Raw genomic sequence first — 22,832 nt, 5'->3', positions numbered from 1 at the left:
GAACGCGTTCAGAACGGTCAGCACGAAGAAGAGCACCGCGACCACTCGGTTGTCGAGGAGGAGCTTGGTCATACAACGATTCTCTCCCGTCGTCCCGAGAACGAAACAAGTCGCAGGCAAAATCTTCCCCGACTGTGGGTACGGCGCCCGCGCGACGCCGCCCGCCGGCCCGCGGCGGGGGTGCGGCTCTCTAGGCTGGCGACCGTGAGTGCGCTGCTGGTCGCCGGGACGACGTCCGATGCCGGCAAGACCATCGTCACCACCGCCCTCTGCCGCGCCTTCGCCCGCCGGGGCGTCTCGGTCGCGCCGTTCAAGGCGCAAAACATGTCCAACAACTCGATGGTGTGCGCCGATGGCGCCGAGATCGGCCGCGCCCAGTGGGTCCAGGCGGTCGCGGCCGGCGTCGAGCCGGAGGCCGCGATGAACCCGGTGCTGCTCAAGCCGGGCGGCGACCGGCGCAGCCACGTCGTGGTGATGGGCCGGCCGGCGGGGACGCTGGACTCCCGCGACTTCGTCGGCGGGCGAACCCACCTGCGCGACGCGGCGTACGCCGCCTTCGACGAGCTGCGCTCGCGGCACGACGTCGTCGTCGTCGAGGGCGCGGGCAGCCCGGCGGAGATCAACCTGCGCGCGGGCGACTACGTCAACATGGGCCTGGCCCGCCACGGGGACGTGCCGACGGTCGTCGTCGGCGACATCGACCGCGGCGGTGTCTTCGCCGCGATGTTCGGCACGGTGGCGCTGCTCTCCGCGGCCGACCAGGCGCTGGTCGCGGGCTTCGTGGTCAACAAGTTCCGCGGCGACCTCGACCTGCTCCGGCCCGGGCTCGACGAGCTCCGGTCGCTGACCGGGCGGGAGGTCTACGGCGTGCTGCCCTGGCACCCGGGGCTGTGGCTCGACTCCGAGGACGCGCTCGACCTCGAGGGTCGCCGCGCCGAGGAGGCGGAGGCCCGGCTGCGGGTCGCGGTAGTCCGGCTGCCGCGGATCTCCAACTTCACCGACGTCGACGCGCTGGGCATCGAGCCGGGCGTCGACGTCACCTTCGCGTCCGAGGCGCGCGCGCTCGCCGGCGCCGACCTCGTCGTGCTGCCCGGCACCCGGGCGACGCTCGAGGACCTGGCGTGGCTGCGGGCCCGCGGGCTCGACCGGGCCGTGCTCGCGCACGCCGCGGCCGGCCGGCCCGTGCTCGGGATCTGCGGCGGCTTCCAGATGCTCGGCACCCGGATCTGCGACCCCGACGGGATCGAGGGCGAGGCCGGCGCCGACGTGCCGGGGCTCGGGCTCCTCGACGTGACCACCACCTTCGGCGCCGCGAAGGTGCTGCGGCTCCCGACCGGGACCGCGCTCGCGGCTCCCGCCCACGGCTACGAGATCCACCACGGCCGCACCACCCGCCACGGCGGGGAGGAGTTCCTCGGCGGCGCCCGCTCGGGGGCCGTGCTCGGCACCATGTGGCACGGCAGCCTCGAGGGCGACGAGCTCCGGCGGGCCGTCCTCCGGGAGGCGGCCGCGGCGGCAGGGGCGGCGTACGAGCCGGCGACCGTGAGCTTCGCCGAGCAGCGCGAGCGCCGTCTCGACCTCCTCGGCGACCTCGCCGAGGAGCACCTCGACGTCGACGCGCTGCTCGACCTCGCCACCTCGGGCGCGCCCGCCGGGCTGCCCGCCCTCGCACCAGGAGCGTCGCGATGAAGGTCCTGCTGCTCGGCGGCACCAGCGAGGCGCGCGAGCTCGCGGCGCTGCTCGTGGACACCGAGATCGACGCCGTGTCGTCGCTCGCCGGCCGGGTCGAGCGCCCGCGGTTGCCCGCCGGGGAGGTCCGGATCGGCGGCTTCGGCGGCGTCGACGGGCTGCGATCGTGGCTGCGTGAGGAGGCCGTCGAGGCGGTCGTCGACGCCACCCACCCCTTCGCGGGCGGCATGACCGCCAACGCCGTCGCGGCCTGCGCGGCCGAGGGCCTGCCGCTGCTGCGGCTGGCCCGGCCCGGCTGGGCGGGCGAGCCCGGCTCGGACGCCTGGCACTGGGTCGACGACCACGACGAGGCCGCCGGGCTCGCCGCCCGGCTGGGTGGGCGCCCCCTCCTCACCGTGGGACGCCAGCCGCTCGACCGCTTCGTCGGCCCGCTGGCCGGGCACCGCGCCGTCGCCCGCGTGGTGGACCCGCCGACGATCGAGGTGCCCGACCCGTGGACCGTGCTGCTCGACCGCGGCCCCTACACGCTGGCCGGCGAGCTGGAGCTGCTCGGGGAGCACGCCGTCGACGTGCTGGTGACCAAGGACTCGGGCGGCACCTACACCTGGCCCAAGATGCAGGCCGCCGGCCAGCTCGGCGTGCCGGTGGTCGTCGTACGCCGTCGCGGTGCCCGTCCCGACGGCAGCGATCCCGTCGAGAGCGTCCCCGACGCGGCCGGCGCGCTGAGGTGGCTCCGGGGCGAGTGATGAGTTCTGGCGCCCGTCGCCGTCACAACCACGACAGGATGTCGAGGGAAGGACGAAGCGATGAGTGTGGACACGCAACTGGAGGAGCGGACCGTGGGCGAGCTCGACGAGCAGGCGTTCTCGGCGCAGGCGGAGCGGCACCGGCGCGAGCTGCACGTGCACTGCTACCGGATGCTGGGGTCGTTCCAGGACGCTGAGGACGCCGTGCAGGAGACGTTCCTGCGCGCCTGGCGTCGGCGCGAGACCTTCGAGGGGAGGTCGACGCTGCGGGCCTGGCTCTACAAGATCGCCACCAACGCCTGCCTCGACCTGCTCGACAAGCGCCGGCCCGAGCCGGCGACCGGTGGCGAGGTGATGTGGCTGCAGCCCTACCCCGACCGGCTGCTCGACGAGCTGCCCGCGGCCGACGCGGACGAGCCGGAGGTGGTCGCCGTGGCGCGCGAGACGATCGAGCTGGCGTACGTCGTCGCGGTGCAGCACCTCGCCCCGCGACCGCGCGCCGTGCTGATCCTGCGCGACGTGCTGGGCTGGCCCGCCAAGGAGGTCGCCGAGCTGCTGGGCGACTCGGTCAACTCGGTCAACAGCGCGTTGCAGCGGGCCCGGGCCGGGATGCGCGAGCACCTGCCGGCCGAGCGGCAGGAGTGGACCGGCGCCGAGGACGACGCCGACAACCGCGAGCTCGTCCGCCGGTTCACCGAGGCCAGCGTGGGCCCGGACCTCGGCGCGCTCGCGACGATGCTGCGCGACGACGTCCGCTACTCCATGCCGCCCTACGAGGGGCTCATCGTCGGGCGGGACGCGGTGGTCGCGGACTGGACGGCCAACGGCTACCCGGAGATGACCGGCCTGCGGTCCGTCGTCACGTCGGTCAACCGGCAGCCCGCGGTGGGCTACTACCTGTGGCGCGAGACGGCCGGTGCCTTCCTGCCGATCACGATCGACGTCCTGCGGATCAGCGGCGGCGCGGTCACCGAGGTCACCATCTTCGGCCAGGAGCAGTTCGCGCTGCTCGGCCTCCCGGAGCGGCTGGAGGTGGACGGCGATGAGTGACACCTCGATCGACGACACCGCGCTCGCCACGCGCGCCGGCTTCGGCTCGCGGGTGGGCAGGCTGGTCGTGGGCGGCCTCGTCGCGACGGTCGGGACGGTGGTGGTCACGACGCTCGCAGCGGCCGCGATGGAGGCGCTCGGCGTCGACTTCCGGGTCGAGGGCGGGGAGGTGATCCCGGTCTCGGGCATCGGCTTGCAGGCGGGCGTCTGGTCGCTGGTCGGCGTCGTCATCGCCGCCGCGCTGCTGCGGTGGAGCGGGCGTCCGGCGGACCACTTCCTCCGGACCGCGGTCGTGCTGACGGCGCTGTCGCTGGTGCCGCCGGTCCTGTGGGGATCGGGCACGGACACCGTTGTCGGGCTGGTCGTGCTGCACCTGGTGGCGGCGGCCGTGATGGTCCCGGCGCTCACCCGGCTCCTGCGGAGGGTCAGCGGCCCTTCCTGAGGGCCAGCAGCACCGCGACGACGACCGCTCCGGTCCCGACCTGGTCAGCCAGGCGGACGGAGCGGTCGATGTCGTCCGTGGTGGGAGGCGGGCCGTCGCCGAGCAGGACCCGGTCCTCGACGCCGTGCGGGTAGTGGTTGCGCCCGCCCAGCCGCACGCCGAGCGCGCCGGCGAACGCCGCCTCGACCACGCCGGCGTTGGGGCTGGGGTGGTGGCGCGCGTCGCGGGCCCAGGCGCCGATGGCGGCCGTTGCCGAGCCGCCGACGACCGGGGCGAGGGCCGCGGCGAGGAGGCCGCTGACCCGCGCGCCGGGGAGGTTGAGCAGGTCGTCGAACCGCGCCGACGCCCACCCGAACCGGCCGTATCGCTCGCCGCGGTGGCCGACCATCGCGTCCAGCGTGTTGGCGGCCCGGTAGCCGAGCAGGCCCGGGACGCCGAGCAGCGCACCCCAGACGAGGGGGGCGACGACCGCGTCCGAGGTGTTCTCCGCGACCGACTCGACGGTGGCGCGGCTGACCTCGGCTGCGTCGAGGTGGGTCGGGTCGCGGCCGACGAGGTGCGTCAGCCGCTGGCGGGCGCCGGGCAGGTCGGCGCTCGCGAGAAGGTCGTGGACGGCGCGGGCTTCCCGGCCGAGCGAGGTGCCGCCGAGGACGGTCCAGGTGGCGGCGGCGGTGAGGAGGGTGTGCACGACGAAACGGTTGCCCGCTCGCCGCTCCGCGATCGCGCCGGCCGCTGTCACCGCGCCGACGAGCACAGCGAGGTGGACCGCGCCTCGGGCGCGCGAGTCGGCGTACGTGCGCTGCTCGAGCGCGGCTGCCGCGGTGCCGAAGACCGCGACGGGGTGCCCCCGGCGCGGGTCGCCGAACGCCCGGTCCGCGAGGTGGCCCAGCACCAGGCCGAGCGCGCGGCTGTGCCGCCGGTCAGGTGACATCCGCCAGCGCCTCCATCGCGTCCAGGAGGGGGGCGGACACCTCGGGCGGGCGCACGGCGATCCGGACCCAGGAGTCGTCGAGGCCCGGGAACGTGTCGCAGCGGCGTACGGCGAAACCCCGGGCACGCAGGGCCGCGCGCACGCCGGCGCCGGGGCGGGCGAGGACGAACGGCGCGGTGCTCGGGACGTGCGGGATGCCCGCCTCCGTGAGGCCGTGCTGGAGGTGGTCGCGCCACGCGGCGACCCGGGCGTCGCGCACCTGCGCCTCGATCCGCGCGGCGTCGCTCGTGCAGGCGACCATCGCCGCGGCGGCCGGGGTGGAGACCGACCAGGGCGGCTGCAGCTCCCGGAGGGCGGCGACGGTGTCGGGCTCGCCGAGCACGTAGCCGGCCCGGAGCCCGGCGATGGCCCACAGCTTGGTGAGGCTGCGGACGACGAGCAGTCCGGGGACGGGCTCGTCGGCGAGGCTCTCGGCGCCGTCGTCGTTGAAGGCCTCGTCGACGACGACGAGCCGGCCGGGCCGGGTCAGGCTGCGCAGCGCTGCGGCCGGGTGGCGTACGCCGGTCGGGTTGGTCGGGTTGCCGACGACCACGAGGTCGGCGTCGTCGGGGACGTGGGTGGGATCGAGGGTGAAGAGGCAGTCGATGTTGAGCGACACGTGCACGGGAGTGGTCCCGGCGGCCTGCAGGGCCACGTCGGGCTCGGTGAACTGGGGGTGCACGACGACCGGCCTGCGCCAGCGCCGGAGCCGGGCCACGAGGGTGAAGGCCTCCGCGGCGCCTGAGGTCGCGAGCACGTCGGCGGGGTCGCGGCGGTGGCAATCGGCGAGCGCCGCCTCGGCCGGCGTGGCGTCCGGGTAGCGGGCGAGGTCGGTCATCGACGCGGCGATCGCGGTGTGCAGCCACCGAGGCATCGGCGCGGGGTGGACGTTGACGGCGAAGTCGACGAGACCGGCGGTGGCCTCGCGGTCGCCGTGGTGGCGCAGGTCGGTCACCGTGCTCACCGCAGCGCGGCGGTCACCGGCACGGCGGTCGCGGCCGCCTCCGCGAACCGCGCGGCCAGGTGCGGGTGGCCGGCCCAGTGCACGTGGAGGTACGACGCGTGCAGCGTCCGCGTCGCGACACCGGCCGGGAGCGGCCCGTCCGGGCCGTCGAGCCACCACGCGGGCCGGCCGCCGGGGTCGCCGAGGAGCCCGGTGCGGTGGAACTCGTGGCCGGTGACCTGCTCGCCCGGCCGCGACAGCAGGTCGTGGCCGACGGCCCGCGCGGTGCGGTAGGACAGCGTCAGGCGCGGCGCCATCGCGGCGTCGGCACCGATCGCACCGACCATGTGCGCCGGCTGGCCGGACGGGCCGGCGACCGTGCGGCAGAGGTAGAGCAACCCGGCACACTCGGCCACGGTCGGCAGGCCGCGCTGGACGGCGCCGCGGATGTCATCGAGGAGCTGCTCGTTGGCGGCCAGGTCGAGCGCGTGCATCTCGGGGAAGCCGCCGCCGAGGTAGAGCCCGGTCGTGCCCTCCGGCAGCCGCCTGTCGGTCAGCGGGTCGAGGTCGACGACCTCCGCCCCGGCGGCCTCGAGGAGCTCGACGGTCTCGGCGTAGCGGAAGGTGAACGCCCGGCCGGCTGCGACGGCGATCCGCGCCCCCCGCCCGGGTAGTCCAGTGACCCGCGGTCGTCCGGACGGCCCATCCGCAGCCGTTTGCCACTGGACTACCCCGGCGGCGGGGTCCCAGGCCCGCTCGTGCAGGTCCGGCGCCGCCGACGCCAGGCGTACGACCGCCTCGAGGTCCACCCGCTCGGCGATCTGCCCCGCCAGCCGGTCGAGCGCCGCCGCGGCGTCCCCGCGCTCGGCGGCCGGCACGAGCCCGAGGTGCCGCGACGGCGCCTCGATCCCGTCGTCGCGCTGGAGGATGCCGAGCACCGGCACCTGGTCGCCGATCGACCGGACGACCTCGTCGGCGTGACGGGCAGAGCCGGCCTTGTTGAGGATCACGCCGACCACGTCGACCGGCGGCCGCGCCCAGGTGCGGAGGCCGTGGACCGTCGCCGCGACGGTGCGCGAGGCCGACGAGATGTCGACGACCAGGACGACGGGGGTGCGCGTGACGGCGGCCACGTGGGCCGTCGACGCGAAGCCGTCACCGCCGATCTGGCCGTCGTACAGCCCCATCACGCCCTCGACCACCGCGAGGTCCGCGCCGGTCGCGCCGTGGACGAGGAGGGGTACGAGGCGCTCCTCGCCGACGAGGTGCGGGTCGAGGTTGCGGCCGGGGCGGCCGGTGGCGAGCGCGTGGTAGCCGGGGTCGATGTAGTCGGGGCCGACCTTGTGGCCGCTGACGGTGTGGCCGGCGCGGGCGAGCGCGGCCATCAGGCCGGTGGCGACGGTGGTCTTGCCGTGGCCGGAGGCGGGCGCCGCGACCATGAGGCGGGGGAGCGTCACCACTCGATGCCCCGCTGGCCCTTCTGGCCGACCTCCATCGGGTGCTTGACCTGGCCCATCTCGGTGACGAGGTTGGCGGCCTCGACGAGCCGCGGGTCGGCGTGGCGGCCGGTGATGACGACGTGCTGGCGGCCGGGTCGCTCCACGAGGGTGGCGACCACGTCGTCGACGTCGACCCAGCCCCACTTCATGGGATAGGTGAACTCGTCGAGGACGTAGAGGTCGTGCCGCTCCTCGGCCAGCGCCCGCTTGATCTCCTGCCAGCCCTCGGCGGCGTCGGCGGCGTGGTCCTCCTCGGTGCCGGCCTTGCGCGACCACGACCAGCCCGAGCCCATCTTGTGCCAGGCGACGGGCCCGCCCTCGCCGGTCTCCTCGTGCAGCTCACCGAGGCGCTCGAGCACCGTCTGCTCGCCGATGCGCCACTTGGCGGACTTCACGAACTGGAAGACCCCGATGCTGAAGCCCTGGTTCCACCCGCGCATCGCGAGGCCGAAGGCGGCCGTCGACTTGCCCTTGCCGGGGCCGGTGTGGACGACGATCAGCGGGCGGTTGCGGCGCTCGCGCGTGGTCAGGCCGTCGTCGGGGACGGTGGTCGGCACTCCCTGCGGCATCTCAGCCCCTCCAGCTCTCGAGGTGGACGGCGTCGTCGAGCGAGCGCCCCTTCCGCCAGCCGTGCCGGACCAGGTCGGGCACCTCCTGCAGCCGCGTCACCGGTCCGAGGCAGAGCCACGCCACCGGTCGTACGCCGTCGGGCAGGCCGACGAGGTCGGCGAGGAACTCCTCGCGGTAGAACGACACCCACCCCACGCCGAGGCCCTCGGCGGTCGCGGCGAGCCAGAGGTTCTGGATGGCCAGGCAGGTGGAGTAGAGGCCGGTGTCTGCGATCGCGTGGCGGCCGAGCACGTGCTGCCCGCCGCGTGCCTGGTCGTAGGTGACGACGACGCCGAGGCCCGACTCGCGGATGCCCTCGACCTTGATCCGCTCGAAGGTCTCGCGCCGCTCACCGTCGAGCTGCGCGGCGAACGTCTGCCGCTCGGTCTCGACGTGCTCGGCGAACGTGTCTCGCGTGGCCTCGTCGGCGACGAGGACGAAGTCCCACGGCTGGCTGTGCCCGACGCTCGGCGCCTCGTGCGCCGCCTGGAGGACCCGACGGAGGACGTCGCAGTCGACGGCCTCGCCGCTGAACTCGGCCCGTACGTCGCGCCGGCGGGAAATGACGTCGTAGAGGTCCCGGCTGGAAACGGTGAGCTCCTCGGAGTTTACGGGGTCCCCGCGGCGTTGTTCGGGGCAGCGAAGCGGAGGAGAAGAACGTCGTGGGGTGAGTTTCATGCCACCCTCGCCACGCCCGCCAGCGCCCGGGCGCTGATCTCCGCGATCGGGAGGTGGGTGGCCTGCATGTGCGTCGCGAGCTGGCCGGCGAGGCCGAGCCGCATCGGGCCCTGCTCGCAGTCGACGACGACCGCGCTCGTGCCCTGCTCGGCGATCCAACCCGCGGCCTGTCGGCTCCTCGTCACGGCGTCCGTGCCGTGCGTCGCGCGGCCGTCGGTGACGACGATGAGCAGCGGGCGCCGGCGCGGGTCGCGCACCCGCTCGATCCGCAGCACCTCGGCCGCGGCCAGCAGGCCCTCGGCGAGTGGCGTACGCCCTCCGGCTGGCAGGTCCGCGAGCCGCTTCGCAGCGATGTCGACCGAGTGGGTCGGCGGCAGCGCGACCTCGGCCGAGTCGGCGCGGAAGGTGACCAGCCCGACCTTGTCGCGGCGCTGGTAGGCGTCGAGCAGCAGGCTGAGGATCGCGGTCTTGACCTGCTCCATCCGCTTGCGCGCCGCCATCGAGCCGGACGCGTCGACGCAGAAGAGGACGAGGTTCGCCTCGCGGCCCTCGCGTCGCGCGGTGCGCAGGTCGGCCTGCTCGAACCTGATCCGCCCGTCGGTCCGGCCCCTGCCCCGCTGGTGCGGCGCGGCCGCGCGGATGGTCTCGACGAGGTGCAGCCCGCCCTGGCCGGTCGGGTCGATGCCGGCCCGGCGGCCGTTGGTCGTCAGCGCGCGGGACCGCTTGCCCGACTCCCCGGCGCCCGTGCCGGTGACCTCGAACCGCCGGACCTTGTAGGGGTCGCTGGCGCCGATGACCGACGTTGGACCCTGGCCGCCCTCACCCTCACTCGGTGGTCGAGTAGCCCCCTCACCCTCAATCGGTGGTCGAGTAGCCCCCGAGGGACGAGGGGGCGTATCGAGACCCCGATCCTCGGTCTCACTCGGCTGGTCGCCGCCGTCACTGTTGTTCGGTGGTCGAGTAGCCCCCGAGGAACGAGGGGGCGTATCGAGACCCTCCCTATCTGAGTCCGGGCCCTCACCGTCACCGTCCCCCTCCGGCTCCGGCGGGAGCGGCGGCTCGGGCTCCGGCTCCTCGTCCCCGAGGATGGCGTCGAGCAGGTCCTCGTCCAGCCCCGGCGCGTCGAAGGGGTTCCTGCGCCGCCGGTGCGGCAGCGCGAGCAGCGCGGCCTGGCGGATGTCGGCCCTCGTGACGGTGGTCCGGCCGTGCCACGCGGCGTGCGCGACCGCCGTCCGCGTGGTGACGATGTCGGCGCGCATCCCGTCGACCTCGAAGGCGGCGCAGACCTCGGCGACCTTGGTGAGCACCGCGTCGGTGAGCTCGACCTCGGGGAGCAGCTTGCGGGCAGCGACGATGCGGTCGGTCAGCGCGCGCTCGGCGTCGGCGTACGACGCGACGAAGGCCTCGGGGTCGGCGTCGAAGGCGAGCCGGCGACGGACGACCTCGGCGCGCAGGCGGGGGTCGCGTGGCGCGGCGATCTCGACGGTGAGGCCGAAGCGGTCGAGGAGCTGGGGGCGGAGCTCGCCCTCCTCGGGGTTCATGGTGCCGACGAGCACGAAGCGGGCGGCGTGCGCGACCGAGACGCCGTCGCGCTCGACGGTCGAGCGGCCCATCGCGGCGGCGTCGAGCAGCAAGTCGACGAGGTGGTCGTGGAGGAGGTTGACCTCGTCGACGTAGAGGATGCCGCGGTGGGCGCGGGCGAGCAGGCCGGGCTCGTACTCGGCGACGCCGTCGGCCAGCACCTTCGACAGGTGCAGCGAGCCGAGCACGCGGTCCTCGGTGGCGCCGACGGGCAGCTCCACGAGGCGTACGGGTCGGGTCTCGGTCTCCGCGTCGAGCGGCCACGTGCCGTCGGGGGAGGTGTCGCCGGGCGCGCTGGAGAACCGGTCGCCGGTGACCACCTCGATCGGTGGCAGCACGGAGGCGAGGGCGCGAACGGTCGTCGACTTCGCCGTGCCCTTCTCGCCGCGCACGAGGACGCCGCCGACCTCGGGGGAGATGGTCGTGAGGACCAGGGCGAGGGTCATGTCGTCGGCCCGGTCGGCCTGGGGGGCGACGACGGCAGACAGGGGGTACTGCAGTGGCATGGGGGCTCCCGCTCTCGTTGCCAGCTCAATGGGTGGCGGGAGGCCGGTCTTCGGACTTCTCGATACGCCTTGTTCGACGTCTCGAGTCACCGCAGCGGGCCCTGTGCCGGATTCTCACCGGCTTCCCAGATTCTCCCCAGACTTCGGGGCACCTCTCGCCTTGTGCGCGTCACGATAGCGTCTGCGGTCGTGTCTGCCACTGGGGTGCCCACGGAGGTCGTTGTCGTCGGGATCGGGGCCGATGGATGGGCCTCGCTGCCTTCGTCCTCCCGTGATCTCGTGCTCGAGGCGTCGGTGCTGTGGGGTGGCTCGCGGCACCTCTCGCTGGTGCCTTCCGTCCCTGGTCAAGAGCGGGTGCCGTGGCCCTCGCAGCTGGCTGCCTCTCTGCCGGGGCTCCTGTCGGAGTACGCCGGGCGTCCTGTCGTCGCGCTGGCGTCGGGGGATCCGCTGGTGTCGGGGATTGCCTCGACGCTGCTCGACCTCGGGGCTCCGGTGCGGGTGGTGCCGGCGGTCTCGTCCGTGGCGTTGGCGCGCGCTCGGATGGGGTGGTCGTTCGAGTCCTGCGCCGTTGTCTCGCTGGTCGGCCGGCCTCTCGAACGGTTGGCGCTAGAGCTAGCACCGGGCCGTCGGACTCTGGTGCTGTCCTCGGACGCTTCGACGCCCGCTGCCGTCGCATCTCTGCTGACCTCGTCCGGCTGGGGCTCGTCGCGGCTGACCGTCCTTGGCGATCTCGGCTCGTCAACGGAGTCCTCGGTCTCGGGTGTCGCCTCGTCGTGGTCCGCTGAGTCATCAGTGTTGAACGTCATCGCGATCGAGGTCGCGGGGAGCGGCCAGGCGTCGTGGGCGCCTGGTCTCCCCGACGACGCGTACGAGCACGACGGCCAGCTCACCAAGCGCGACCTCCGCGCCTCCGCCCTCGCCCGGCTCATGCCCGCCCCCGGCCAGCTGCTTTGGGACGTCGGCGCGGGGGCCGGTTCGGTCGGTATCGAGTGGATGCGCGCACACTCGACCTGTCGCACGATCGCGATCGAGTCCGACCCCGAACGAGCCGCGCGTATCGGTCGGAACGCTCACACCTTGGGCGTTCCCGACCTGCAGGTCGTCGAGGGCCGGGCACCTGACGCCCTGTCCGGGCTACCGGCGCCGGATGCGATCTTCATCGGCGGCGGCGCCACCCGTGAAGGCGTCTTCGACGTTTGCCTCGCGGCGTTGAAGAGCGGCGGCCGCCTCGTCGTCCACGGCGTCACCCTCGAGACCGAGACGCTGCTCGCCGAGGTGTACGCCGACCACGGTGGCGAGCTCACGCGCGTCAGCGTCGAGACGGCTGCGCCGGTCGGCGCCTTCACCGGCTGGACGCCCGCGCGAGTGGTCACACAGTGGGCGCTTGTCGGGCCATTCGCCTGAGACGGTCGACCTACGGCTCTTCGCCCAGAATGGGCGCCATCGCAACGGGTGAAGCTCCTCGATCGGCCCCCGACAGCGTGTCTCTCACCAGTAGATCGCAATGATCTCCACTTCGAGGAATGATTGCGCGACGCCCACTGGGCGGCTCACGTATTAGACGCTGGGCGGTACCTCCCCTCGAGCATTCAAGGCGCTCTGCCGGCGTGCCGCGCTTCTAAGCTCAAGAGCTTCCAATCCGCGTGGACGGTCATATCCGAGGCGGACGGCGAGGCCGTCGATGCTGTCGAAACTGCCATTGACATGTGTCGCGCTCGGAACGTGCTCGACTGCGTCCGCTGCCACGAGTCGGATCTGCTCCCGGACCGCTTCCTCGCGCACCGGCAATCCCAGTTCCGTTGCGTAGTGGGTAAGCGCCGTCTCTAGCGCGGGTAACTCGGCGGGAGGATGGCTCGCGGCCATCGGGGTGTCTTCGAACACCGCCTGAAGCTCAGTAAACTTGTCCTGCAGGTCCGGCAGGATCCCTCGCACCATGTCGAAAAGTTTGATCGGCGACCAGTTTTCCGTAGGACCGTCTTCTACTACGCGAGCAAGAACGGTGTAAGACTGTTCGCCGAACAGCACTCTTCGCGTGTCAGTCCAGTACTGGTCAAGCTCGGTTGTTGCCACCAGGTATAGCGGTCCTGCCGTGTCGTCGTGGGCACCATGCAACGGCTCACTAGTTGCAGCCGTCAAGGAGTCGTATCCGAATACTCGCGCCCGTATCGGAATCTGTCCGACCATGAGTCGCTCGAGGAGGCCGCTAAGTTGCGTGACTTCGTCCATCGGGCTGAGACCGTCATCTGACAGACTCCTCATCATCTCAGAGTACTCTGCGATGAACGCACTGATTCTGTACGTAGGGTCAGCGGCTAGTTCGACCCGAACCTGAATCAATTCGCCCCTGCGCAAGTGGAAAGGCTCGGGCCCTGGGGTGGCCCCCGCTGTAGCATCCCAGGTGATCGCATTACTGCTGACTTCGCGATCGAGAAATTCCTTGAACATCGACTGAACGGTTGTCTGTCGCTCGACCTGGCGAGCGCGACTAGTAGTGGACTTGAAGCGGCCTTCTCCTCGCACGCCGCTGACTGCTGGCACGTTCAAGTCTGCTCGCGCTGACCCCCCGTATTCGCGCGCGCGGGTAAGCGACTCAATCACCTTCACGTCCTCGGCGCCGTATCTCGCGGCCATCAAGCTGCGAAGCGCTACCTCATCAAGATAGACAAACTGGCGAAGTTCGCTGGTGGACCCTGTGAATAGTCGAAGGCCGCGGATTGCTCCCAGCCGCGCCCTGAAACGCACCCACGCGACGCTGCGTCGCCACCAGCTTGGACCGTTCAAGACATGCCTCGCTTTTCGCTACGTCGCTGCTTGACGCGCTCGTAGCCCATAACGTAGAAGTCGTCACCAATTCGGGTTCTACGCGCTTTCACCGTCAGCGTTGCTGCGGCCGTCCAGATGTCCTCTAATTCTGCCGCCGACCATCCGTCGGTCACGTCTGCGAGCAACTCGTGCGACAACGGTCCAGTCGTCTTGCGGCTCCGAGAACTAGCCTGAAGTACGGCTAGGCGGTCAGAGCGGTCGGGCCGCCGGAACGTGACCTCAGAGCCGAACCGGCCAGGCCTGCGTAATGCGTGGTCTATGTCCCCGATTCGATTCGTTGTGCCAATCGTTAATATGTTGTTCTTTGCCCTGAATCCGTCCATGTTCACTAGGAAGGTGCTTACAAGCCTGTCGGCATGGCCAGCATTCTCGGCGCCTCTGTGGTGCGTTATGCCATCAAGCTCGTCGATGAAAACGATTGCGATCGGATGGGAAGCGGCTCGGTCGTAGAGCGCTTGCAACCGGCCTTCGCTTTCGCCAACCAACCGGCCGCCCAGTTCGGATGCACTAACTACGAAGAGGGCCGCATCAGCCTTCGCCGCCATAATCCTCGCTAAGTACGTTTTTCCCGTGCCCGGAGGGCCTTCGAAGATGACCCCCCTCAACGGAGTAACGCCAAGGCTGGCGTACGTTTTACGGCGCTTTAGGTGTACCTGTACAATTTCTTTCGCTTGCTCAACGATGTCTGGAAATCCGCCGAAGTCGCTCCACCGCAACCGCTCAGCGCGCGGCGGTTGAAGGAACGAGTCCGGATCGAACTCGTCGTCCGAACGGTCAATATGGATCGGCAATCTCTCCAGTGGCGTCGGTGAAGCTACCTCCACAACATCTGCCCTGGCATCCAAGACCACGGTGTTACCAACAGATAGTGATGCACCGCGCGAGTTCGTTGCTGCGACCTGCGCTGTGCCCGTGTCGACCACTATTGCAGTGGATGTCATCGCTCGGACGACTCCAACCGTACGATTCTCGACCCAATTGTTTGGGTCCACAACGACCCAGTCCTCGCCGCTTACCCTGACCACGTCGCCTGGGCTGAACGGCTCGTCTACGTAATCCGGAACTGGAAATTTCGACCCATCGCGCCCTTCGCAGGTGAGACCACCCGCCCCGTCTGGCCCAATGATGCGCAAGAAGAACGCCTCGATCGGCACCTTGCCTCCTTCGCGAAGCGCTCATCGTGGGCACACATCGGCGGTCCCAGCTATCCTGGCAGTTCACACTAGAGGTCAACGCCACGCGAGGCGTGCCGTGCCACCCGCCAAGTCCGCCGCGATTTCACTCGTACCCACCAGGCGCGTCATTTCGCCGCATGTCGAAAAGCTCCTGGTCCGCCGCCGAGCAGTTGCTGCGTGCCGTCACTGCAGAGTGCTGAGGGACACCATCGTCGCTGTCGGTGGTGCCCTGCACCCTTGGTCTCGTCGGGACTCATTGGGTCATCGCAGGACGACCTTGGGGTCCCAGAGTTCGCAGTCATGTGCTCAGAAGGGACAATCGAATGCTGAAGGTCAACTTGCCAACAGCCGCGGCCTGGGCGCCGTGGGCGGACGGGCGCCGAGATTGGCTCATCGACCGCGTAGAGCTCTCCGCGAAGTGGCTAAGCGACCGAGCCGTATTGGATGGCAGTCACATCGTGCTTCAAGTGCGCTCTCACGCCGCTGACTACCGCCGGGACGACGGCCCCATTGCTCACCTCGCTCGAGAAGGCGCCGTGGCTACGTACAAATCCCGGGTCGGGCACGGCGCCACCTTCGTCGATAGTCCGGACATTCGACTCATGGCGACGGCGATGAGTACCGCCGCCGGGCACGCGCTCGCCGCGACCGAGCTACCTACCTGTCCTCTGATCGGTTGGGCAATGGCGACAGGAGCAGTGAATCTAGCAACTGGTGAAGTGACAGCCGATACACGAACGCCGACACAAATCGACACGCTAGCGATCTTCATTTCCCATCTGTACAACGGCTGGGCGCACAAGCAAGTTGGCCGGCGCGCATCTGCCCATTACCTGCCCAAACTGGCCGACTCAGGCATGACGTACGTCGTCTTCCTGGGTTCTATGTTGGCCAGCGCTCCCCGATATCTGGACAGCCGCAGCGACATAGCCGAGATGAAGCGGGCGCTGCCGCCGGCCTGGCGGGCCGAAGCAGAGCAAGTCGCCGCCTACGACTACTTTGCCCGGCAGTGACGCACCCGTTGGTTGCCCAGACATGGAACGCGCTGCCCGGCCGCCTCGCGCACCAAGGTCTCAGGCAAGCTCCGACTCGCTAGCACTCTTCGGACTGATCTTGTAGGTGCCTCTGATTACCGCGCCACTTCGCTGCTTGTGCCTAACGCAAATCCGAACGGGGAGCCCGTCAGGTCTCGGTCCGGCTGTGGCCATCCGCCCGCATCGTCTCCAGAAGGTCGCTCGTCAGGTGGTTCCGAGAGGGGTGCATGAGCTTCGAGGTTGCATTCGCCTCCAAAGCTGCAGTGAGTCGCTCACACGCTCCGATAAAGTCGAATGATCCGATAACCGATACCTCTGCGCCTTCGTGAGCAACCTTGTTTCGCAAGTTCATTAGCGATCGGGAGACAGCCCAGAACTCAGCGTCCAGACCGGTCTCGGTGAGGTCCTTCACTAGGCGAGTGATTGAGAACGTCTTCGGTTCTTCTACCTTCGTGATCGTCCACGCCGACCGCACCGCTCGCTCCAAGTTCGCGTAGGCCAGCATCACAGCAGCCGTGGGCGCGGTCGCAGCGATGGAATGTGCCGTGTCGTAACGCATCTCGCGCAACTCGACCCATGCACGCGTCAGCATGCGTCGGTCGGCCTCCCGCTGAACGAATTCCCTGTGTCTTTCGTTTTGTTTGCGCGCGTCTGCCGACCCAGGATCCCTAGGCTCCGCCTGCCCGCTTGGTTTCGAAGTCGCTCCTGCGCCTGCTTGTGGATCGGACTGTGGCGGCGTCCCTTCTTGCTGGCGGTCCGCCGCGCGGTCAGCCTTCGCTTCCACTTCCCTTGCCTCACGGTCAAAGAAGCTGGCCTCACCGATGGGGGTCTTCGCATCCTTCAGGTCGCCAATCTTATCGGCGATCTTCTCGCGAAATGCGTAGACAATGAGCCCGACCACCAGCGGCCAAGCCAAGGCTTTGACGTAGTCCAAGATCAGTCGCGCCCAAAGCATAACGTCGTTAGACTCCACGGAACTCCAATCCAGATCCCAGGCCACGACGTATATCCCGAGGCCGAGCGCACCTAAGTACGCGAGCAGAAGACGCTCTCGCCCCGTAGTCCCCCGCATGATCCCCAACCCAAACAGACAGACGGCGAGGAGACTAGTCCCAACACGTCAAGACCCGGTTTCGCGATGGGACCGTCCTTGCCAGCGGGCGCGACCCGCTTGACGAGGAGGCTGCCCCAGCAGAACCAGGCACTCGGCCGCTGTAGCTGACGGCGGCGACCTGACCGGCTTGTGCTTTGCCGCAGGTGAATGCGCCGCCCACTCCCGACGTATTGGGGGCGCCGCCTCCATCGGATCGTCCGTCTATCGACGAGGCGTTCTAGAGATTGCACATCCTGCGCCATGCCAGTCGCTCGCGACGCTGCAGCGGTGGAGGTGGGAGTGGACGCGCTCATCCGCCGCCGATTGCTTATAGGGGGTGCACAAAGACGAGCGAAACGCCGAACTGTCGAGCAGACCTAGTAGGAGAGGTTGCGTGCCGCTGGCTGACATCTCCAGTCCTGTCAGAAATATTAAGGCAGCCTCGTGCCGATCTCTGACCGAACGCACGAGAGACTACCCACATGAGCGACCAGGGCCTGTTCACCGAGTTCATGCGCGAAGAGCGCTCGCTCTCGAACCACCTGCAGGGGCGACCCGAGGCGCGGGGCCTGCTCCAAGAGATTCGAACGACCCGGTCTCTCGACCAGCTTGACGCCGTCGAGGCTGCCCTCGATCAGCGCCTAGCGGAGGTGCGTCCTGAGTACCCGCAGCTCGGACAGTTGCAGTCTGCCAGCGTTGTTGAGCAAGGGGGCGAGCTCAGGCACGTCGGTCAAGGCGTGCGAGCCGCCACGACCCGTTTCTGGGTCAAGTTTCCCGTGTCCGGGGACATCGAGATGCTCGGGTATTGGCCCGACAAGAGCGAGCAGTCTCTTAGGTCGGTACACCACGAACTTATGGAGCGCATTGGCGGCTACGCCAGTCTTGCGAGTGCCTCTGACGATGACGCCAAGGAGTACTGGCGTCTCCAGCCAACGTGGCAACTCCACCTCGTTGATCTCGACCAGCACCAGTGGGCGATTTACACCTTCGTAGATCTCACGCCCGAGGAGGAAGAAGCCCTCGCAAGCTCCGGCGGCCTAGAACCTCTCATCAGGGAACGATGTCAGGAAATGAGGGCGATCTTCGACGAGATCGTTTTGCAGGCGCGTGACTACTTTGAGATCGAGCTACCTACGCTCGCGCGCGCGGTGCTTGCAGAGCGCCGTCGGGTGCTGATCAACCGAACGGAGTTGCTGAAGGACCTGACTGTGCCACCGGAGTGGGCAGGCGCTCCGCTCGAACTTGAGGAGGCTGTGGTCGAGGCGCATCCCATCGAGACGCTGGTCGACGACGGACAGGTTGGCGCCTCCGAAGAAGCCGACGCACGCACGGTGGAAGTCACTAACACAGCAAGCGAAGCAAGCGCCGCTTCCACTGACCTTGACCTGCGTGAGATGAGCTACCGACTCAGCCCCAAGTCGTTCGCCGAGGTACTCCGAGCCATTCGAACGTGGGCAGACGCGGTCGAACGTAACCCACGCGGCTTCGGCCACCTAGATGAGGACTCGATCAGCGACCTTTTGGCCGCCACACTGAACGCGACCATGCCTCACGCCGGGCGCGAGGTGTTCTCGCGAAGCGGCAGGGTCGACATTCACGTCTCTGCAAACGTTCTTGCCGAAGGATCCGGGCCGGCTGAGGTCTTCCTGTGCGAGTCCAAGTTCGCAGACGCTCAAGCAGACATTCGCGAAGCTCTCGAAGACCAGATCTTTCGGTACCTCACGGCACGGTCTACGCAGGCCGTCCTGCTATCCCTGTGTCGGCAGCAAGATTTCTCTGTAGGTGAACGAAGCACAAGGGAATGGGCGACCCAGGCTGCCGGCTTCGCAGGCGCATCCGATGGACCTGTAGAGGCTTGGCCGCACCACACCTATCGAGTCGACGGAAGACTCGTGGAGGTGTGCATCGCCACAGTCGCCGTCCCGCGAGTCACAACTCGGTCGGGCAGGTCCAGATAGTCCACGACACCGTGTTTGCCAGTTGACAGCACCACACGTCAGCTGGCGCATCGTTCGGTGCGTCAATCCGCCGCTTCCGCGCACATCTCCCAGTTCCTTTCGGGTCGAGCCGCCTCGGTCGGCCCGTGCCCCGCCTGGCCAGACACGCTGCGGCCCCTGCCGTCCGCGCCCCACAGTCTGGTCACCTCGCCGCTGACGGTCTTGATTTTGTAACCGGTCAGCGTCGTACCGTGGTTGAGTGCCCACGCGGTTTGAGCGACCCACCACCGCGCCTTTGCGGATTCCGCAGCCAAGGCTCGCGAGTTGGAACAGCGCGGAACACCCGGACCAGGTGCGCTTGAAGGCCTACCTCGAACAGGTGGATTCGATCGTGCAAGCCGGGCTTGCCGGCATGGACGGCAACTTGGCCATCGAACTGACCGTCGGTCTTCCGCGAAGGCAACTGATAGTTGACCGCGACTTGGATAACTACCTTCTACCGGTCGCGAATTGTCTCAGACGCCATCGGTTCTGCGCCGTGTTTGGGACCAAGGCCGTTCAGACTGAGTCCGTGTTGCGGTGCGGACCGACGTCCCCCGTCAATCCTGGCCCTGAACCTAGCCTCGAGCTCCGAGTCTCTGGGAATTATGAACACCGTGCTTGGAAGGAGCGCATTCACCGCGCCTGCGCTGATGTACGCCCGGACATGTCGCCCGGCGTTCCAGTAGCCTTGGACGTGGCCTTCGAGTTCGCGCCTGGTCGCAACTGGACTTCGCTCTGGAAGCCCGCGATCGACGCGCTCGGTCCCCTTCTCGGTACCCCACGTCCCGACCGGCCCTTCGGACCAGACGACGGCCGCATCACCGAATTGGGCCTGCACAGAACTTGGAACGCGCACATCGGTCACGACGTCCGGCTCGCCTACTGGTGGCGCATTTCTGAGGTGACTACTGGCCCGGTCAAGAACGCGATGACGAGCCGATGGGTTGGTCCTCTTCGCAGACGCTTCGGTCGCTCGTCGTAGCGAGTAATGATGACCCGACGCCCCAGCGGTCGACGTCCCACGCGCCATAGCGTCGTGGTACTTGCGGCCAGTCTCCTGCTTGTGGGATCGACCGCATGCACACCAGACGAGGGTCAGACCGAACCTCGGAGCGTTAACGTCTCTCGCGACAGCATGGGTAAAGAGTGGCCGCTCGACGTACAGAGGGGCGCGCTCCGATGCGTGGGCGCTAGCGAAGTTGTCTTCACTGCGCCAAACGGGCTCGAGTACGCCGTTAATGGCAGCGCCATGTCGACACGGAAATACGTCAACATTCGCAAGATCTGGTCTGACAGCACGGCTCTGGGCGGAACGAAGAAGGACATCGGCCCGCTGATCGACCTTGGCCTCTCCTTATGTCCCCGGTGAGTCCACCTGAGTGCTGCGGCGGGAGCCGTCGTGCACCAACTCGGGGGTACAACTCGGTTGGCGCACGTGCATGTCTTGGGTGCCTCGCCCCAGACGCGCCCGCAGGTCGCCACGCCCCGCAAGCGACACACTGCGTCTCATCGCACGCCAACCCGTCGCTTGCGGCGTCATCTCGGCCAGAGCACCAACGCCCGTCGAGGCGTTGCGAGCGGTCAGGGGATCGGCCACCACGCCAAGCGTGAAAACTGTTGCGTCGCTGGCTGTCGATGTCTACAGGAACGCGCACATCCCCCCCGTGGGCGCAGCAGATGACTGATCGTGACCCCGCCCGGGAGTTTCTCGATGTCATTGCAAGCATCGAATCCGTGTTGGCCTTCAGTATGCGAGGGCGAAAGTTCACGCCGCTCAAGACGCTGGCCGAATCCTCGCGTATGGCCGGCGCACTGACAGAGGATCAATACACGGCCCTGATTGCTCTTGCAGATCTCCGGAACGCTCTGAGCCATGAGGCCTATCGACAAGGCAGCCCAATAGCGACGCCGCACCAAACGACAATCGATGAGGCCAGACGATTGTTGGACCACCTGCAGCAACCGCCCCGGGCGTTGGATCTTCTAGAGCGGTTTCCCATTCGGTCCGTCTCACCAGCCGACGCCTTGGCGACAGTCCTGGCCCATGTTCAAGCGGACTTCTCTCAGTTTCCGATCTATGACGGCGACACCTATGTCGGGCTGCTAACGACGAACGCGATCGGTCGTTGGCTGGCCCATGAGCTTGCGCACGGAGACGAAGTACGTCTGACTACGCCGGTGAGCCGACTCCATGACTTCGCTGAGCCAAGTGAAGTCGCTGTCTCGCTACGTCTAGACGCGACCGCGGCAGAAGTGATTCGTGTCCTCGGAGAGGATGATGAGCCAGTCCGCGCAGTGATCTTCACTCGAAACGGCGATGTGAACGACAGCCCAGTTGCCGTAGCGGTTCGAGAGGACGTGCATCGGCTCCACGCCTCGATTCGACCTGCCCGCGGCAACCATTGAAGTGCGTCACGCCGCCGCCAGTTGGCTACGGCTGCTCTTTCGGCCGCGGCGAACTCGCCTCCCAACCGACGGTCCACTTCCTCGATTCGGCCGCCATGGCGCGTCGGGCCTGGCGCAGCCGCTCGCGCGGCTCACCGACCTTGTCGAGATTAAGGGGCGGCCGGAGCCGCAGGAGTGCCGCGGTTTCGACCTCATCAAGCAGGACATGTTGCGGCTTGACCCAGGTCGCCAATAGCAGGCGTTCCCCCATCCATCGGCTCAGTCGTTCGTCGCCCGCGGGCTCAAGCGAGTAGTTTGCGCTGCCGTCAGGTCGCACCAAGTTCCGCGGCACCGCCACTAGGTCGAACTGGGTCCTCAATAGCGCGGCAAGACTGCGGCGCACGGTCGAAGAGCCAGTCTTGCCGGTCGCGAAGTGAGTACTGACGTCACGGCCGTTCAGACTGCTCTCGGCCTTGCCGACGTAGAGCGGTTGATCGTCGAACGCGGGAGACAAGTCGAGGTCTGACCACGCCTGGTCGTCGCCGTAGAAGGCGTAGAGACCAGCCGCCTTCGGAACCAGTTCGCCAGCGTCAGCGTGGGTGTGCCTCACTCCAGCGAGGTCGATCAGCGCGTGCGCGAGCGGGGAGTCCGAGGCCATAACTGCACATCCTTGTCCCATCCAGCGAACGACGCTCGCAAGATGAGTCATTCCGCCGCGTCCGGACCAGCAATCGCGTCAGGCATTGTCACGCCGTTGTTGGGGATGTACTGCGACGCCGAGGTCGGTTCGCGAGCACCGTTGCGGTCACGATGACGGGTCCGTCGGCGGCCAGCTCGGCTGGTTGCTTGGAGGCATCTGGCTCGTGAGGGTGGGCCCATCACGGATGGCTATGCGCGCAGTATGGCCAGCGGCGCAGTGCCCGCTCCCAGCGGCGGGCCAAATGCGCGCCGCCGCACGTCCGCGCGTCGCGCCTCGCATCGGCGCGTCGTCACGCCTGGTCCCTGGGCTTTCAGCGATTCAGCCAACCTTGACTGCAGGTCCAAAGGATCGCTTGGGAGATCATCACGTCGAAGTCTTGAGCAAAGCCTCCGACTGTGACGCCGCCTTGGGGCGCAAAGCTCGAGGGGCCGCGCGCACTGCGGCCGCACGCACATTTGTCCACCCGCGAGAGCCCACTGCAACGGGCGGTCGCGGGAGCTGCGCCTTGACCCCCTCGCGGCGGCGGTGTCCGACGTAAGCCGTCGCGCCGTATCCACGAAAACCGGGTTCAACTGCCGCGAGGTATCCGCTGTTGTGCAGGTCGACGCTCTGTATGCGCATTAGGCGTTGCGGGGAAGCAGTTCGGTTGCGCCACACAATGGTCCGCATCCCGTCTCCAGGCCCAACGTGTTGCCCGCCGATGATGAGCCCGGAGTCGTTGATGTCGGTTGCGTCCGCCGCTGCCGTGGTGTCGGTGGGACGGAGCGGTATGAGCTTGGGCCCGCCGCTCCATGTCCATGAATACCCCACGGAGAAGTCACGACTGTGAGCCGTTCCCACGACCAAGTCATCATTGTTGATGTCGCTCGCATACGCCTCGACCTGCGGCGGGACCGGGAGCCGCGACCGCTGACCGTCCCTCCAGACCAC

17 protein-coding genes, 1 pseudogene and 1 riboswitch are annotated in these 22,832 nt (G+C 68.7%); of the genes and pseudogenes, 9 read left to right on the top strand and 9 right to left on the bottom strand.

Annotated features, from left to right (window positions below; genetic code table 11):
• Positions 1–204: 204 nt before the first annotated feature.
• The 4 genes from SHK17_RS19180 to SHK17_RS19165 all read left to right on the top strand — a co-directional run bounded on the left by SHK17_RS19180 (position 205) and on the right by SHK17_RS19165 (position 3,927).
• Positions 205–1,689 (top strand): cobyric acid synthase, encoded by a 1,485-nt coding sequence (locus SHK17_RS19180; RefSeq protein ID WP_322920389.1) that lies wholly within the window; start codon positions 205–207, stop codon positions 1,687–1,689.
• Entirely contained in the window at positions 1,686–2,435 is a 750-nt protein-coding gene (locus tag SHK17_RS19175) for a cobalt-precorrin-6A reductase (RefSeq protein ID WP_322920388.1), read from the top strand. Before SHK17_RS19180 ends, SHK17_RS19175 begins: the two co-directional genes overlap by 4 nt.
• A 66-nt stretch (positions 2,436–2,501) precedes the next feature.
• Positions 2,502–3,485: an RNA polymerase subunit sigma-70 gene (locus tag SHK17_RS19170; protein ID WP_322920387.1), complete on the top strand. Its 984-nt coding sequence runs from the start codon at positions 2,502–2,504 to the stop codon at positions 3,483–3,485.
• Positions 3,478–3,927, top strand: coding sequence for a DUF6069 family protein (locus SHK17_RS19165; RefSeq protein ID WP_322920386.1), 450 nt, complete (start codon positions 3,478–3,480; stop codon positions 3,925–3,927). The genes SHK17_RS19170 and SHK17_RS19165 overlap by 8 nt, the downstream gene beginning before the upstream one ends.
• Here SHK17_RS19165 and SHK17_RS19160 read toward each other — a convergent pair.
• The 5 genes and pseudogenes from SHK17_RS19160 to SHK17_RS19135 form a co-directional block, all read right to left on the bottom strand.
• Positions 3,911–4,858, bottom strand: a complete 948-nt coding sequence (locus SHK17_RS19160; RefSeq protein WP_322920385.1) for a cobalamin biosynthesis protein — start codon at positions 4,856–4,858, stop codon at positions 3,911–3,913. The two genes, SHK17_RS19165 and SHK17_RS19160, sit on opposite strands and share 17 nt — an antisense overlap.
• Positions 4,848–7,297, bottom strand: a pseudogene (locus SHK17_RS21190) (cobyrinate a,c-diamide synthase). Before SHK17_RS21190 ends, SHK17_RS19160 begins: the two are co-directional and overlap by 11 nt.
• Complete coding sequence (gene cobO, locus SHK17_RS19145; RefSeq protein WP_322920382.1) at positions 7,294–7,908, bottom strand: cob(I)yrinic acid a,c-diamide adenosyltransferase; 615 nt, start codon at positions 7,906–7,908, stop codon at positions 7,294–7,296. The pseudogene SHK17_RS21190 and the gene cobO overlap by 4 nt, the downstream one beginning before the upstream one ends.
• A gap of 1 nt (position 7,909) precedes the next feature.
• Positions 7,910–8,626, bottom strand: coding sequence for a 5,6-dimethylbenzimidazole synthase (bluB, locus tag SHK17_RS19140; RefSeq protein WP_322920381.1), 717 nt, complete (start codon positions 8,624–8,626; stop codon positions 7,910–7,912).
• On the bottom strand, positions 8,623–10,713 hold the full coding sequence (locus SHK17_RS19135) for a magnesium chelatase subunit D family protein (protein WP_322920380.1): 2,091 nt from the start codon (positions 10,711–10,713) through the stop codon (positions 8,623–8,625). Before SHK17_RS19135 ends, bluB begins: the two co-directional genes overlap by 4 nt.
• Positions 10,714–10,737: 24 nt before the next feature.
• Positions 10,738–10,884, bottom strand: a riboswitch (cobalamin riboswitch).
• Between the two features lie 18 nt (positions 10,885–10,902).
• On the opposite strand from SHK17_RS19135, the gene cbiE reads away from it, so the two are divergent.
• Entirely contained in the window at positions 10,903–12,117 is a 1,215-nt protein-coding gene (cbiE, locus tag SHK17_RS19130; protein WP_322920379.1) for a precorrin-6y C5,15-methyltransferase (decarboxylating) subunit CbiE, read from the top strand.
• Between the two features lie 153 nt (positions 12,118–12,270).
• Here cbiE and SHK17_RS19125 read toward each other — a convergent pair whose 3' ends face one another.
• A complete protein-coding gene (locus SHK17_RS19125) occupies positions 12,271–13,455 on the bottom strand; it encodes a DUF6414 family protein (protein ID WP_322920378.1) in 1,185 nt (394 codons plus the stop codon).
• Between the two features lie 35 nt (positions 13,456–13,490).
• A complete protein-coding gene (locus tag SHK17_RS19120) occupies positions 13,491–14,690 on the bottom strand; it encodes an ATP-binding protein (RefSeq protein WP_322920377.1) in 1,200 nt (399 codons plus the stop codon).
• Between the two features lie 344 nt (positions 14,691–15,034).
• Between SHK17_RS19120 and SHK17_RS19115 the strand changes: the two genes are divergently transcribed.
• Positions 15,035–15,724 (top strand): hypothetical protein, encoded by a 690-nt coding sequence (locus SHK17_RS19115; protein WP_322920376.1) that lies wholly within the window; start codon positions 15,035–15,037, stop codon positions 15,722–15,724.
• Positions 15,725–15,893: 169 nt separating this feature from the next.
• Here SHK17_RS19115 and SHK17_RS19110 read toward each other — a convergent pair whose 3' ends face one another.
• A complete protein-coding gene (locus SHK17_RS19110; protein ID WP_322920375.1) occupies positions 15,894–16,745 on the bottom strand; it encodes a hypothetical protein in 852 nt (283 codons plus the stop codon).
• A gap of 575 nt (positions 16,746–17,320) precedes the next feature.
• Here SHK17_RS19110 and SHK17_RS19105 point away from each other — a divergent pair.
• From SHK17_RS19105 to SHK17_RS19100, 3 genes are all read left to right on the top strand, one after another.
• On the top strand, positions 17,321–18,796 hold the full coding sequence (locus SHK17_RS19105; protein ID WP_322920374.1) for a hypothetical protein: 1,476 nt from the start codon (positions 17,321–17,323) through the stop codon (positions 18,794–18,796).
• A gap of 1,009 nt (positions 18,797–19,805) precedes the next feature.
• The gene (locus SHK17_RS21185; protein ID WP_405030384.1) at positions 19,806–20,186 is read left to right on the top strand and encodes a DUF2511 domain-containing protein; all 381 of its coding nucleotides are present in this window, start codon (positions 19,806–19,808) and stop codon (positions 20,184–20,186) included.
• 308 nt (positions 20,187–20,494) lie between these two features.
• Positions 20,495–21,223 carry a hypothetical protein gene (locus SHK17_RS19100; protein WP_322920373.1) on the top strand — a complete coding sequence of 243 codons (729 nt, stop codon included), beginning with the start codon at positions 20,495–20,497 and terminating at the stop codon, positions 21,221–21,223.
• A gap of 25 nt (positions 21,224–21,248) precedes the next feature.
• Here SHK17_RS19100 and SHK17_RS19095 read toward each other — a convergent pair whose 3' ends face one another.
• A complete protein-coding gene (locus tag SHK17_RS19095) occupies positions 21,249–21,860 on the bottom strand; it encodes a GIY-YIG nuclease family protein (RefSeq protein ID WP_322920372.1) in 612 nt (203 codons plus the stop codon).
• Between the last annotated feature and the right edge of the window lie 972 nt (positions 21,861–22,832).

The organism is Nocardioides renjunii (genome assembly GCF_034661175.1).
Taxonomy (GTDB): domain Bacteria; phylum Actinomycetota; class Actinomycetes; order Propionibacteriales; family Nocardioidaceae; genus Nocardioides; species Nocardioides renjunii.
Note: the sequence above shows the minus strand (reverse complement) of the source record. Positions and strands in the feature narration are given on the sequence as shown.

Coding starts and splice junctions, on each gene's coding strand:
- SHK17_RS19175 (WP_322920388.1), top strand. CDS start 1,686: ATGAAGGTCCTGCTGCTCGGCGGCACCAGCGAGGCGCGCGAGCTCGCG.
- SHK17_RS19165 (WP_322920386.1), top strand. CDS start 3,478: ATGAGTGACACCTCGATCGACGACACCGCGCTCGCCACGCGCGCCGGC.
- SHK17_RS19160 (WP_322920385.1), bottom strand. CDS start 4,858: ATGTCACCTGACCGGCGGCACAGCCGCGCGCTCGGCCTGGTGCTGGGC.
- cobO (WP_322920382.1), bottom strand. CDS start 7,908: ATGCCGCAGGGAGTGCCGACCACCGTCCCCGACGACGGCCTGACCACG.
- bluB (WP_322920381.1), bottom strand. CDS start 8,626: ATGAAACTCACCCCACGACGTTCTTCTCCTCCGCTTCGCTGCCCCGAA.
- SHK17_RS19135 (WP_322920380.1), bottom strand. CDS start 10,713: ATGCCACTGCAGTACCCCCTGTCTGCCGTCGTCGCCCCCCAGGCCGAC.
- SHK17_RS19115 (WP_322920376.1), top strand. CDS start 15,035: ATGCTGAAGGTCAACTTGCCAACAGCCGCGGCCTGGGCGCCGTGGGCG.
- SHK17_RS19105 (WP_322920374.1), top strand. CDS start 17,321: ATGAGCGACCAGGGCCTGTTCACCGAGTTCATGCGCGAAGAGCGCTCG.
- SHK17_RS21185 (WP_405030384.1), top strand. CDS start 19,806: ATGATGACCCGACGCCCCAGCGGTCGACGTCCCACGCGCCATAGCGTC.
- SHK17_RS19100 (WP_322920373.1), top strand. CDS start 20,495: ATGACTGATCGTGACCCCGCCCGGGAGTTTCTCGATGTCATTGCAAGC.
- SHK17_RS19095 (WP_322920372.1), bottom strand. CDS start 21,860: ATGGCCTCGGACTCCCCGCTCGCGCACGCGCTGATCGACCTCGCTGGA.